The organism is Paraconexibacter sp. AEG42_29 (genome assembly GCF_040581415.1).
GTDB lineage: Bacteria > Actinomycetota > Thermoleophilia > Solirubrobacterales > Solirubrobacteraceae > Paraconexibacter.
On sequence record NZ_CP114014.1, the window covers coordinates 5137448 to 5151668 of the forward strand.

Annotated in this window: 9 protein-coding genes; all 9 read right to left on the bottom strand. The window is 70.5% G+C overall.

What is annotated here, in order from left to right:
• Window positions 1–63: 63 nt before the first annotated feature.
• The 9 genes from DSM112329_RS24510 to DSM112329_RS24550 all read right to left on the bottom strand — a co-directional run bounded on the left by DSM112329_RS24510 (window position 64) and on the right by DSM112329_RS24550 (window position 14031).
• Window positions 64–1479 (bottom strand): hypothetical protein, encoded by a 1416-nt coding sequence (locus DSM112329_RS24510; protein WP_354699190.1) that lies wholly within the window; start codon window positions 1477–1479, stop codon window positions 64–66.
• 137 nt (window positions 1480–1616) lie between these two features.
• Window positions 1617–3020, bottom strand: a complete 1404-nt coding sequence (locus DSM112329_RS24515; protein ID WP_354699191.1) for a hypothetical protein — start codon at window positions 3018–3020, stop codon at window positions 1617–1619.
• 158 nt (window positions 3021–3178) lie between these two features.
• Complete coding sequence (locus tag DSM112329_RS24520) at window positions 3179–4594, bottom strand: hypothetical protein (RefSeq protein WP_354699192.1); 1416 nt, start codon at window positions 4592–4594, stop codon at window positions 3179–3181.
• 149 nt (window positions 4595–4743) lie between these two features.
• Window positions 4744–6156, bottom strand: coding sequence for a hypothetical protein (locus DSM112329_RS24525; RefSeq protein ID WP_354699193.1), 1413 nt, complete (start codon window positions 6154–6156; stop codon window positions 4744–4746).
• Window positions 6157–6322: 166 nt separating this feature from the next.
• The gene (locus DSM112329_RS24530; RefSeq protein WP_354699194.1) at window positions 6323–7732 is read right to left on the bottom strand and encodes a hypothetical protein; all 1410 of its coding nucleotides are present in this window, start codon (window positions 7730–7732) and stop codon (window positions 6323–6325) included.
• Between the two features lie 169 nt (window positions 7733–7901).
• Complete coding sequence (locus tag DSM112329_RS24535) at window positions 7902–9317, bottom strand: hypothetical protein (protein ID WP_354699195.1); 1416 nt, start codon at window positions 9315–9317, stop codon at window positions 7902–7904.
• A gap of 177 nt (window positions 9318–9494) precedes the next feature.
• On the bottom strand, window positions 9495–10901 hold the full coding sequence (locus tag DSM112329_RS24540; protein WP_354699196.1) for a hypothetical protein: 1407 nt from the start codon (window positions 10899–10901) through the stop codon (window positions 9495–9497).
• A 144-nt stretch (window positions 10902–11045) separates the two neighbouring features.
• Complete coding sequence (locus DSM112329_RS24545; protein ID WP_354699197.1) at window positions 11046–12452, bottom strand: hypothetical protein; 1407 nt, start codon at window positions 12450–12452, stop codon at window positions 11046–11048.
• Window positions 12453–12618: 166 nt separating this feature from the next.
• Entirely contained in the window at window positions 12619–14031 is a 1413-nt protein-coding gene (locus DSM112329_RS24550) for a hypothetical protein (protein WP_354699198.1), read from the bottom strand.
• Window positions 14032–14221: the final 190 nt, after the last annotated feature.

Consider the following 14221-nt stretch of genomic DNA (forward strand, 5'->3'; position numbering starts at 1 on the left):
GACACGGAACGGGCCGCGCAAAGCGCGACCCGTTCAACTGCTTAGCGGTCTATCAGGAGTCGGTCAGCGACCGAGCTGCTGGTCGACGTTCGGGCCGCCGGCCGTCGAGATGACCGTCGCGGGCTGCAGCCGGAGTGCCCGGGCGTTGCCCACGGCGGTCGTGTTGTACAGCAGGTTCACGCGGCTCGGACCGGGCACGCCCTGCGCCTGCGGCGTCGCGGTCGGCGTCCCGCCGATGACCGTGCCGTCGTCGGCGAGCAGCTGGAAGCCGGCCGGCGTCACCAGACCGGGAACGATCCGGCCGTCGAGCGTCACGGCGACGTTCGCGCCGGAGTACGTCGTCTGGACCGCCTCGGGCCCGGTCGTGTAGCCCGTCGCCTTGGCGCCGGCGTTGCCGCCGGTCGGGACACCGCTGGCCGTCGACGGCGTACCGTCCGCCTGTGCGAGCACCGCGCCGGGAGCGACGGACGCACCCACGAGGTACTCCGTGATCTGGTCGGTCGGGAACTGCACCTGGACCTGCTTGCCGTCACCGACCACGGTGGCCGTCGACCCGGGGATGGGGACGGCGATCGGGAACGGAAGGTCGACGGCGAAGCTACCGGCAGCCGGGTTCGTGACGGCCTTGTCGAACGTGAACAGGATCGCGTCCGCGCCCGTCAGCTCGGCCGAAACCAGCATCGGCGCCTGTGAATCCTGGTTCTGCGTCCCGACCCTCACCGACCGCAGCGTGTTCGGGAAGGCGAGGTCCACCGACTGCGCCGCGGCGGCAGCGATGGCGACCTGCTTGGCACCGGCCACCGGGACGCCCGCCGCGAACTCCACGTCCGCGACGTTGTCGTCGACCGACGCCGTCCCTGCGAGACCGGACACGACCGAGCCGTCCGCCCGGGTGATCGACACCGCGGTCGGATCGAACGTCGCGTCGTCGATCTCCTGGTCGAACGTCAGCGTGATGAAGTTCGAACCGCCACCCGTCGCGACGGCGCTGATGAGGTCGGGGCCGTTCGTGTGGCCGCGCGTGCCGCTCTCATCCTCGGAGCCGGTGATGCGGACGCTGTCGCCGAGGTTCGTCGCGCCGAGGGTGCCTTGCGTGTTGACCGCGTCGTTGTCGACCCGACCGTACGTGAAGGCGTCGGTGTCGGGGTTTCCGCCGAGGAACGTCGCCCGGACCGAGCTGCCCGAGACCGTGACGGCGTTCGCGACCAGCTCGATCGGCGCGAGGAAGCTGCCGTAGGTCCCGATCTGGAACTCGGCCGGGTTGCAGGTCCCGCCCTCGCAGTTGATCGTCCGGTCGTAGTTGAACGAGACCGACGTCCCGGTGGTGGTCACCGAGACGAGGTTGGGCCGGTCCGTGAGCGCCGGGATCTTGCCCCCGCCCATAGCGGCCTGCGCGGATCCCGCACCGAGCCCCGACGCGATGACCGCGGCCGAGACCGCGCTGACGTGAAGCGCGGTGCGCCCCAAAAGACGTGACATGACTACCAACCCCCCGGCCGAAGTACGATGGGCGCAATCTACCGGCTGCCAGCCGAGCGCGCCAGCTTGCACGTCGACTTTCGATGTATCAGCCCGAACGACTAACGGCCCAGTTGCGGGTGCTTCAGCCGATGGGATCAGCGACCGAGCTGCTGATCGACGTTCACGATCGTGCCGATCGACCGCACGGCGCCGGGCAGCAGCCGGATCGCCCGGGCATTTGCCACTGCGGTCGTGTTGTAGAGCAGGTTGACCCGGCTCGGACCGGGCACACCCTGCGCCTGCGGTGTCGCCGTCGGCGTCCCGCCGATGACCGTCCCGTCATCGGCGAGCAGCTGGAAGCTCGCCGCGGTCACCGGGAGGCCGATGCGACTGTCCAGCGTCACGACGACGTTCGCGCCGGAGTAGTCGGCCTGCACCGCATCAGGTGCGGTCGTGAACCCGGTTGCCTTCGCCCCGGCGTTTCCGCCCAGCGGCGCCCCGCCCGCGGCCCCGGGCGTGTTGTCGGCCTGGGCACGGACGGCGCCGAGGTTCACCGCGGCGCTGACGAGGTACTCGGCAAACCGGTCCACCAGGAACTGCACCTGGACCTGCTTGCCGTCGCCGACGATGGTCGCCGAGGTCGCGATGACCGGCGACGTGTCAGCGACGTACACGGCGAAGTCGCTGGGGCTCGGCGACACGACGGCCTTGTCGAACGTGTACAGGACGGTGTCGGCGCCGACGAGCTCCGCGGACCTCAGGAGGGGCGCCTGCGAGTCCTGGTTCTGCGTGCCGACCTGCACCGAGCGAACCGGGTTTCCGGCCGGGATGTCGATCGCGCGCGCCGCGCCGTTGACGACCGCCACCTGCTTCGCGCCTGCCACCGGCGTGCCCGCCGGGAACTCGACATCGGCCGTGACCCCGTCGATCGAGACCGTCGAGTCGATCCCGGGGACCGCTGTCCCGTCGGCCTTGGTCAACCTGACCTGAGCCCCATTGAACCTCGCGGGGTCGTCGTCGATGTCCTGGTCGAACGTCAGCGTGATGAAGTTCGAGCCGCCGCCGGTGGCGACGGCGCTCACAAGGTCGGGACCGACGGTGTGACCGCGCGTGCCGGACTCGCCTGTGGCGCCGGTGATCTTCACGCTGTCACCGATGTTCGTCGCGCCGAGCGAACCCTGGGTGCTCACCGCGTCGCTGTCGACGCGCCCGTAGGTCATCGCGTCCGTGTCCGGGTTGCCGCCGGCGAACGTCACCCGGACAGCGTTGCCCGAGACGGTAGCCCCGGCCCCCGTGATCTCGAGGCCCGGGAAGGCGGAATAGCCGCCGAGGTGAAACTCGGTCGCAGCGCACGTCCCGCCCTCGCAGTTGATCGTGCGGTCGTAGGTGAACGTGACCGCCGTGGCAGACGGGCTCACCGAGACGAGGTTCGGCCGGTCGGTCAGGGCCGGCACCTTGCCGCCACCGAGGGCGGCCTGGGCCGTGCCGGCCGACGTGAGCGACATGACGGCGACCGACACAGCTACGAGCGCAGCGCGCCCCTTTGGACGATCGGGCATGTGCGGTTCTCCTCCGAGGGCGGACTGGGCTGCGCAAACCTAGTGCCGGGAACGCTTCCGCGCGATCGCTTTGTGACGAACGACCCAGAACGACCGGCGGCGCCGCAGGACTTCGCGGCGCCGTCGGTCCGGCTTCGGATGTCGCCGTCAGGCGTCGATCAGCGACCCAACTGCTGATCGATGTTGTCCTTGCCCGGGAACAGCGACTCAACGGCCCCGTTGAGGAGGCGGATCCCCCGGGCGTTGGCCACGGCGGTCGTGTTGTACAGCAGGTTGATCCGGCTCGGACCGGGGACGCCCTGCGCCTGCGGCGTCGCCGTCGGCGTCCCGCCGATGATCGTGCCGTCGTCGGCGAGCAGCTGGAAGTTCGCCGGCGTGATGAACACGGGGTTGACATCGATACGGCTGTCGAGCGTCACCACGACGTTCGCGCCCGAGTAGGTCGCCTGGACCGCGTCGGGGGCGTCCGTGAACCCGGTCGCCTTCGCACCGGCGTTGCCGCCGATCGGGACACCGGCGAGCACGCTCGGCGTGTTGTCCGCTTGCGCGGTGGCGGCGCCCGCGTTCACGTGCGCGCTGACCAGGTACTCGGTGTACTGATCGAAGTCGAACTGCACCTGGACCTGCTTGCCGTCGCCGACCACGGTCGCCGACAGGCCGGCGACCCTCGTCGTGTCCGAGACCACGGCGAAGAACTGCCCGGGGGTGGCTGCGCCGATCGCCTTGTCGAAGGTGTAGAGGACGGTGTCCGCGCCGGCGAGCTCGGCCGACTTCAGGATCGGGGCCTGCGAGTCCTGGTTCTGCGTGCCGACCTGCACCGAAAGGGTCGGGCTCGGCGTCCCGAAGTCGTCCGACTCCGCCGTGCCGGTCGAGACCGTCACGAGCTTCGCGCCGGTGACCGGATCGGTGTTCAGGAACTCGACGTCGGCCGTGTTGTCGTCGATCGACACCGTCGCGTCGATGCCGCCGACCTGCGTGCCGTCGGCCTTCGTGATGAGGACCTGCGTGCCGTCGAAGTCGTTCGGGTCATCGGAGATGTCCTGGTCGAACGTCAGCGTGATGAAGTTCGAGCCGCCGCCGGTCGCGACCGCGCTCACGAGGTCCGGACCCGTGGTGTGACCCCGCGTGCCCGACTCGCCCTCGGCGCCCGTGACCCGGACGCTGTCGCTCAGGTTCGTCGCGCCGAGCGACCCCTGCGTGTTGACCGCGTTGTCCTCGACCAGGCCGAACGTCAGCTGATCGGTGTCCGGGTTGCCGCCGGCGAACACCACGCGGACCGAGTTGCCCGACACCGTCGCGCTCTGACCCTGGACCGTGTCGTCGACGTCGTAGCCGCCGACGTTGAACTCGGTGGCGTCGCAGCCGCCCGGGCAGCCGATGGTGCGGTCGTAGGTGAACGTGATCGCCGTCGCCGACGGCGTCACCGAGACGAGGTTCGGGCGATCGGTCAGGGCGGGCACCTTGCCGCCGCCGAGCGCGGCCTGCGCCGAGCCGGCGGTCGCCAGCGAGGCGAGGGCGACGACCGAGACCGCCGCACTTCGGAGCGCTGTGCGCCCCTGGAAACCATGAGACATGAAGGGAGAAGTCCTTTGAGACGTGGATTAATCACCGCGAACCCTACCGGCCGCTCGGCAGATCCACCGTCCCCTGCTCTGGAAAGCACGACGGCGCCGCAGGACTTCGCGGCGCCGCCGGGACGACTACTGATACTCCAGGATGTCGATCAGCGGCCGAGCTGCTGGTCGACGTTCGGGAGCGCGAGGCCGGAGGCCTGGACCGCGTTCGGGAGCAGGCGGATCGCCCGCGCGTTGCCGACCGCCGTCGTGTTGTACAGCAGGTTCACGCGGCTCGGACCCGGGACGCCCTGCGCCTGCGGGGTCGCCGTCGGCGTGCCGCCGATGGCGGTGCCGTCGTCGGCCAGCAGGTCGAAGTTCGCCGCGGTGACCGCTGCGGTGTTGATCCGCGAGTCGAGCGTCACGACGACGTTCGCGCCCGAGTACGACGCCTGGACGGCGTCCGGGCCCGAGGTGAACCCGGTCGCCTTCGCGCCGGCGTTGCCGCCGATGGGCACCCCGCCGTAGACGGTCGGCGTGCCGTCCGCCTGCGCCGTGACGGAGGTCGGGACGACCGCTGCGCTGACCAGGTACTCCGTGTACTGGTCCACGGGGAACTGGGCCTGGACCTGCTTGCCGTCGCCGACGATCGTCGCCGACGACGACGCGACCGCGGCGAATGAGTCCGACAGGTACGCGTAGAACTGGTTCGCCCCGGGCGACGCGACCGCCTTGTCGAACGTGAACAGGATCGTGTCCGCGCCCGTGAGCTCCGCCGACCGCAGGATCGGGGCCTGCGAGTCCTGGTTCTGCGTGCCGACCTGCACCGACCGGATCGGGCTGGTGAACGGGAAGTCGACGGCCCTCGCGGCGCCCAGCACGAACACCTGCTTGGCACCGGCCACCGGGGAGGACGCGGGGAACTCGACGTCCGCCGTGTTGTCGTCGATCGACACCGTCGCATCGTTACCGGCGACGACCGAGCCGTCGGCCTTCACGATGAAGACCTGGGTGCCGTCGAAGTCGGCCGCGTCGTCGTCGATCTCCTGGTCGAACGTCAGCGTGATGAAGTTCGAGCCGCCGCCGGTGGCGACTGCGCTCACGAGATCTGGAGCGACGGTGTGGCCACGCGTGCCGGACTCGCCTTCGGCGCCCGTGATCTTGACGCTGTCACCGAGGTTCGTCGCTCCGAGCGAGCCCTGGGTGTTGACCGCGTCGCTCAGCACGGTGCCGTACGTCAAGGCGTCGGTGTCGGGGTTGCCGCCGGTGAACGTCACCCGCACCGAGTTGCCCGAGACCGTGGCGGCGTTGCCGGGGACCTGGAACGCGACGCTGTAACCGCCGACGAGGAACTCGGCGGGGTTGCAGGCGCCGCCTGCGCAGTCGATCGTGCGGTCGTAGGTGAACGTGATCGCCGTGGCCGACGGGGTGACGGAGACCAGGTTCGGCCGATCGGTCAGGGCCGGGATCTTGCCGCCGCCGAGGGCGGCGTGCGCCGACCCGGCCGAGGCCAGCGAGGCTAGGGCGACAGCCGAGACGGCCGCCGTACGGAGCGCCGTGCGCCCGCGGGAGTGGTGAGACATGCGATGAGCCCTTCGGAGACGTTGATGTGCTGGGCAGGCTACGCCGCTGCGAGCAGATCTGGGAACCACTCTGGTCTCAACTGAGTCGCAATCGGGAAAAGGCGACGGCGCCGCAGGACTTCGCGGCGCCGCCGGGTACGACTGAAAAGCGGGTTACAGCGCTGCGCTAGCGACCCAGCTGCTGCGGGATGTTGGGCAGACCCAGACCCGGCGAGACGACGGCGGCGCCCTGGAGCAGGATCGCCCGTGCGTTGCCGACCGCGGTGGTGTTGTACAGCAGGTTCACCCGGCTCGGCCCCGGCACGCCCTGTGCCTGCGCCGTGGCCGTCGGCGTGCCGCCGATGACCGTGCCGTCGTCTGCGAGCAGATCGAAGTCGGTCGCGTCGACCGCAGCCGGGTTGACGCGGCTGTCGAGCGTCACGACGACGTTGGCACCGGAGTACGACGCCTGCACGGCGTCCGGCCCGGACGTGAAGCCCGTCGCCTTCGCGCCGGCGTTGCCGCCGAGCGGGACGCCACCGATCGCCGACGGCGTGTTGTCGGCCTGCGCGACCACAGCACCCGGGCCGGCCACGCCGCTCACCACATACTCGGTGAACTGATCGATGTTGAACTGCGCTTGGACCTGTTTGCCGTCGCCCACGATCGTGGCCGACGATGCCGGGTAGGCAGCCGTGTCCGCCAGGATCACCTGGAACTGGGCGAACTGCGGCGTCGACACGGCCTTGTCGAAGGTGTAGAGCACCGTGTCTGCACCGGTGAGCTCTGCCGACTTCAGCAGCGGCGCCTGCGTGTCCTGGTTCTGCGTGCCGACCTGCACCGACCGGAACGGGGACGGGATGTTGAAATCGACGAGGCGCGCGGCGCCGGGGGTCACGTAGACCTGCTTGGCGCTCGTCACCGGCGTGCCGATCGGGAACTCGACGTCGGCCGTGTTGTCGTCGACCGAGGCGGTGCCGGCAAGGCCGGCGACCGGCGCACCGGTCGCGTTCGTCACGAAGACGTCGGTCGGGTCGAAGAGCGCACCGTCGGCGATCTCCTGGTCGAACGTCAGCGTGATGAAGTTCGAGCCACCGCCGGTCGCCACGGCGCTGACGAGATCGGGGCCGATCGTGTGTCCGCGGGTTCCGGACTCACCCTCGGCGCCCGTGATCTTCACGCTGTCGACGAGGTTCGTCGCGCCGAGGGATCCCTGCGTCGCAACCGCTCCCGTGGCGACGAGGCCGATCGTCATCGCGTCCAGATCCGGGTTGCCGCCCGCGAACGTCACCCGCACCGCGTTCCCGGAGACGGTCGCGGCGCTGGCCGGTGTGACCGTCACGACGCTGTAGCCGCCGACGAAGAAGTTGCCGGCCGGTGCCGCGCACCCGGGGCAATCGATGGTGCGGTCGTAGGTGAACGTGACGGACGTCGCGGACGTCGTCACCGAGACGAGGTTCGGCCGGTCGGTCAGCGCCGGCACCTTGCCGCCGCCGAGGGCGGCCTGCGCCGAGCCGGCGGACACCAGCGAAGCGAGCGCAACGGCGGAGACCGCCGCGGTGCGGAGCGCCGCGCGCCCCCGAGAACGATGAGACATTGGAGATGGAGCCTTCCGAGACGTGGATGTACCGAGCCGAACCGTACCGGTCGACGTGGCACCCAGGCACAAATCGTCGACAGCTACCGCAGCCGGCTCGGGACGCACGACGGCGCCGCAGGACTTCGCGGCGCCGTCGGTCCGGTCGGGTGTGGCGGTCAGACGTCGATCAGCGGCCGAGCTGCTGCTCGATGTTCTGCGCGTTGGTGAGCGACGACACGGCGTTCTGCTGGATGCGGATCGCCCGCGCGTTGCCGACCGAGGTGGTGTTGTAGAGCAGGTTGACCCGGCTCGGGCCCGGGACGCCTTGCGCCTGCGGCGTGGCCGTCGGCGTGCCGCCGATCTCGGTCCCGTCATCGGCGATCAGGTCGAAGTTCGCCGCGGTGATGCTCGCCGCGGCGGTGTTGATGCGGCTGTCGAACGTCACGACGACGTTCGCGCCCGAGTAGTCGGCCTGCACCGCGTCCGGGGCCGTGGTGAACCCGGTCGCCTTCGCGCCCGCGTTGCCGCCGACCGGGACCCCGGCGAACGTGTTCAGCGTGTTGTCCGCCTGCGCGCGCGCGGCGCCCGGGAAGACAGCGGCGCTGACCAGGTACTCCGTGATCTGGTCGACCGGGAACTGCGCCTGGACCTGCTTGCCGTCGCCTACGATCGTCGCCGACGTGGACGTGGAGAAGGTCGTGTCCGCCGCGAACACGTAGAAGCCGGCAGGGGTCGGGGTCGAGACGGCCTTGTCGAACGTGAACAGGATCGTGTCCGCGCCCGTGAGCTCGGCCGACTTCAGGACGGGGGCCTGCGAGTCCTGGTTCTGGGTTCCGACCTGCACCGAGCGGACCGGGCTTGGGTTGCCGAAGTCCTCGGAACGCGCCGCGTTGTAGTTGACAGACACGAGCTTGGCGCCGGCGACCGGGGTCCCGGCCGGGAACTCGACATCGGCGGTGTTGTCGTCGATCGAGACCGTCGCGTCGATACCCTGGACGAGCGTGCCGTCGGCCCGCGTGAGGTACACCTCGTTGCCGAGGAAGTTGGCCGCGGCGTCGTCGATGTCCTGGTCGAACGTCAGCGTGATGAAGTTCGAGCCACCACCGGTGGCGACCGCGCTCACGAGGTCCGGGCCGGTGGTGTGGCCGCGGGTGCCCGACTCGCCTTCGGAGCCGGTGATCCGGACGCTGTCACCCAGGTTCGTCGCGCCGAGCGACCCCTGCGTGTTGACCGCGTCGCCGTCGACACGTCCGTACGTGAGGACGTCGGTGTCGGGGTTGCCGCCCGTGAACGTGACCCGGACCGAGGATCCGGACACCGTCGCCGCGTTGCCGACGATCTCCTGGTTCGCGGTGTAGCCGCCGACCTGGAACTCGGCGGGGTTGCACGCGCCGCCCTGGCAGTCGATCGTGCGGTCGTACGTGAAGGTGATCGCGGTGGCCGACGGCGTGACCGAGACGAGGTTCGGCCGGTCGGTCAGGGCCGGGGCCTTGCCGCCACCCAGGGCGGCCTGGGCCGAGCCGGCCGTGGCCAGCGAGGCGAGCGCGACGGCCGAGACCGCCGCGGTGCGGAGCGCGGCGCGCCCCTGGAAACGATGAGACATGGGGAAGAGAGTCCTCCGAGACGTAGATGTACTGTGCCGAACCGTACCTGTCGGCACGGCACTCGCGCGTCCACGGATACCCGGCGAACACTGGGGTTACGCCTCAGCCGGACGCACGACGGCGCCGCAGGACATCGCGGCGCCGTCTGACCGGTTAGCGGTCCTTCGATGCGCCGATCAGCGGCCCAGCTGCTGGTCGACGTTCGGGAACCCGAGGACGGGCGATGCGACCGCGGCCGGCAGGAGCCGGACCGCCCGCGCGTTGCCGACCGCGGTGGTGTTGTAGAGCAGGTTGACGCGGCTCGGGCCCGGGACGCCCTGCGCCTGCGGCGTGGCCGTCGGCGTGCCGCCGATCTCGGTCCCGTCGTCGGCGAGCAGGTCGAAGTTCGCCGCGTTGACCGCGCCCGGGTTGATCCGGCTGTCGAGCGTCACGACGACGTTCGCGCCGGAGTAGGTCGCCTGCACCGCGTCCGGGCTCGAGGTGAAGCCGGTCGCCTTCGCGCCGGCGTTGCCGCCGATCGGCACGCCCGCGTACGGTGCCGCGGTCCCGTCTGCCTGCGCGACCACCGAGCCCGGGGCCACGGCGGCGCTCACCAGGTACTCGGTGAACTGGTCGACGGGGAACTGCGCCTGCACGTGCTTGCCGTCGCCGACGATGGTCGCGGAGCCGGCGGGGTACGGGACGGTGTCGGCGAGGTAGACGAAGAACGCGCCCGGAGTCGGCGTCGCGACGGTCTTGTCGAACGTGAAGAGCACCGTGTCCGCGCTGGTGATCTCGGCCGACTTCAGGATCGGCGCCTGGGAGTCCTGGTTCTGCGTGCCGACCTGCACCGACCGGATCGGGCTGAAGACCGCGAAGTCGGGGTTCTTCGCGGCGTTCAGGACGTAGACCTGCTTCGCGCCGGCGACCGGCGAGCCCGGCGGGAACTGGACGTCTGCGGTGTTGCCGTCGACCGACGCCGTCGGGTCGAGGCCGGCCGTCGTGGTGCCGTCCGCCTTGACCATGAAGACCTGCGCGCCGTTGAAGTCGGCGGCGTCGTCGTCGATGTCCTGGTCGAACGTGAGGGTGATGAAGTTCGATCCCCCACCGGTGGCGACCGCGCTCACGAGGTCCGGGCCGATCGTGTGGCCGCGCGTGCCCGACTCGCCCTGAGCGCCGGCGATCCGGACGCTGTCACCGAGGTTCGTCGCGCCCAGGGATCCTTGGGTGTTGACGGCGTTGCCGAGCACCGTGCCGTACGTCAGGGCGTCCGTGTCGGGATTGCCGCCGGCGAACGTCACCCGCACCGAGTTACCCGAGACCGTCGCGGCCGTGCCGGCGACCTGCGTGAAGACGCTGTAGCCACCGACGATGAACTCGGCGCCGTTGCAGCCGCCGGGGCAGTCGATCGTGCGGTCGTACGTGAAGGTGACCGCGGTCGCCGACGGCGTGACAGAGACGAGGTTCGGCCGGTCGGTGAGGGCCGGGACCTTGCCGCCGCCCATCGCGGCCTGGGCCGAGCCGGCCGAGGCCAGCGCGGCGAGTGCGACGGCCGAGACCGCCGCAGTGCGGAGCGCAGCGCGCCCCCGAGAGCGTTGAGACATGACTGTGGCGCGTCCTTCCGAGACGTGGATGTGGCGCAAGACCGTACCGGCAACACCGCCGACGCGCCAGCCTCGGGAACGACGAACGGCGCCGCAGGACATCGCGGCGCCGTCGCGTCGGTCAGGTGGTGCTTCAGGCTGCGATCAGCGGCCCAGCTGCTGATCGATGTTCGGGAACCCGAGGACCGGCGTGGCGACGGCGCCCGGCAGCAGCCGGATCGCCCGCGCGTTGCCGACCGCGGTGGTGTTGTAGAGCAGGTTCACCCGGCTCGGGCCGGGCACGCCCTGTGCCTGCGCCGTGGCCGTCGGCGTGCCGCCGATGACCGTGCCGTCGTCGGCGAGCAGGTCGAAGTCGGTCGCGTCGACCGACCCGGGGTTGACGCGGCTGTCGAGCGTCACGACGACGTTGGCGCCGGAGTACGACGCCTGCACCGCGTCCGGGCTCGAGGTGAAGCCGGTCGCCTTTGCGCCGGCGTTGCCGCCGATCGGGACGCCACCATACGGGGAAGGCGTGCCGTCGGCCTGCGCCACGACGGAGCCCGGGATCACCGCAGCGCCCACGAGGTACTCGGTGAACTGATCGACGTTGAACTGGGCCTGGACCTGCTTACCGTCGCCGACGATGGTCGCCGAGGTGGATGGGTAGGCGACCGTGTCGGAGAGATAGGCGAAGAACACCGTCGGGCCCGGGGTCGCGACGGCCTTGTCGAACGTGTAGAGCACCGTGTCCGCGCCCGTGAGCTCGGCCGACTTCAGGATCGGCGCCTGCGAGTCCTGGTTCTGCGTGCCGACCTGCACCGACCGCACCGGGCTGAAGATCGGGAAGTCGACCGCCTTGGCGGCGTTCAGCACGTAGACCTGCTTCGCGCCCGCGACGGGCGTGCCGGCCGGGAACTCGACGTCCGCCGTGTTGTCGTCGATCGACGCCGTGGCGTCGATGCCGGGGACCGTCGTGCCGTCCGCCTTGACGATGAAGACCTGCGCCCCGTCGAAGTCACCTGCGTCGTCGTCGATCTCCTGATCGAACGTCAGGGTGAGGAAGTTCGAGCCGCCGCCGGTCGCGACCGCGCTCACGAGGTCCGGGCCGATCGTGTGGCCGCGGGTGCCCGACTCGCCTTCGGCGCCCGTGATGCGGACGCTGTCACCCAGGTTCGTCGCGCCGAGCGACCCCTGCGTGTTGACCGCGTTGTCCAGCACCGTGCCGAACGTCATCGCGTCCGTGTCGGGGTTGCCACCAGCGAACGTGACGCGCACCGAGCTGCCGGAGACCGTTGCGGCCGTTCCCGCAACCTGCGTGAAGAAGCTGTAGCCACCGACGAGGAACTCCGCGCCGTTGCAGCCTCCGGGGCAGTCGATCGTGCGGTCGTATGTGAACGTGACCGACGTCGCCGACGGCGTGACGGACACAAGGTTCGGGCGGTCGGTGAGCGCCGGGACCTTGCCGCCGCCGAGCGCGGCCTGGGCCGAGCCGGCCGTGGCCAGCGAGGCGAGGGCGACGGCCGCGACGGCGGCCGTGCGGAGCGCGGTGCGCCCCTGGATGTTGCGAGACATGACTGTCGGATCCTCCGAGACGTAGATGTGGCGCCGAACCTATCGGTATCGCGGACGCGCCACACCCCGAATGCGTCAAATCACCGCGCGATTCCTGGGGAACGCGCGACGGCGCCGCAGGACTTCGCGGCGCCGCCGGACCTCTCAGATGTGCGTCAGAGGGCGGTCAGCGGCCGAGCTGCTGATCGACGTTCGCCGCGAGGTTCGTCGGCGAGATGACCGCTCCGGGGAGCAGCCGGACCGCGCGGGCGTTCCCGACCGCGGTCGTGTTGTACAGCAGGTTCACGCGGCTCGGGCCCGGGACGCCCTGCGCCTGCGGCGTCGCGGTCGGCGTGCCGCCGAGCGCAGTGCCGTCGTCCGCGAGCAGGTCGAAGTTCGCCGGGGTGATCGCGGCCGGGTTCAGCCTGCCGTCGAGCGTGACGACGACGTTCGCGCCGGAGTAGGTGGCCTGCACCGCATCCGGGGCCGACGTGTAGCCGGTCGCCTTCGCGCCGGCGTTGCCACCGATCGGGACGCCGGCGAGCACGGTCGCGGTGCCGTCGGCCTGCGCCACGACAGCGCCCGGGACGACGTAGGCGCTCACGAGGTACTCGGTGAACTGGTCGACCGCCGCCTGCACCTGGACCTGCTTGCCGTCACCGACGATCGTCGCCGACCCGGCCCCGAACGGGATCCCCTCGGATGTGACCACGAAGAAGTTGCCCGCCGTCGGGGTGGACACCGCCTTGTCGAACGTGAACAGGATCGTGTCGGCGCCCGTGATCTCCGCCGACTTCAGGATCGGAGCCTGCGAGTCCTGGTTCTGCGTCCCGACCTGCACCGAGCGGACCGGGCTGCCGAAGAACGCGAAGTCGGCGGCGATCGCCGTGCCGAAGTTCACCGTGACGAGCTTCGCGCCGGTGACCGGCGTGCCGGCCGGGAACTCGACGTCCGCCGTGTTGTCGTCGATCGACACCGTGCCGTCGATGCCGGCGACCGTCGTGCCGTCCGCCTTTGTCAGCAGCACCTGGGTGCCGTCGAAGTCGCCCGCGTCGTCGTCGATCTCCTGATCGAACGTCAGCGTGATGAAGTTCGAGCCGCCACCGGTCGCGACCGCACTGACGAGATCAGGGGCGATCGTGTGACCCCGCGTGCCCGACTCGCCCTCGGCACCGGTGATCTTGACGCTGTCACCCAGGTTCGTCGCACCGAGCGACCCCTGCGTGTTGACGGCGTCGTCGTCGACCCGGCCGTACGTCAGCGAGTCGATGTCCGGGTTGCCGCCGGTGAAGGTGACGCGGACCGAGTTACCGGAGACCGTCGCCGCGGCACCCGCGACCTCGAAGTTCGCGTAGTAGCTGCCGACCTGGAACTCGCCGCCGACGCAGCCGCCGGGGCAGTCGATCGTCCGGTCGTAGGTGAAGGTGACGGCGGTCGCCGAGGGCGTGACCGACACGAGGTTCGGCCGATCGGTCAGGGCCGGGACCTTCCCGCCGCCGAGGGCGGCCTGCGCCGAGCCGGCCGTGGCCAGCGAGGCGAGGGCGACGGTCGCCACCGCCGCGGTTCGGAGCGCGGAGCGCCCCTTGAAGTGCTGAGACATGGTGTTGTGATTCCTCCGAGAAGAGTGTGTACCTCGGGGAACCGTACCCGCAGCCCCGCCGACGCGCCACCTTTTCGAGGCGCGAAGCCGTCGCATCCGGGTCTCAGCCAGAACGCAGAACGGCGCCGCGAGTGCTCGCGACGCCGTCTGTGTGAAGCGTGTCCCGGCGGTCAGCCGGGACTGCGTGACT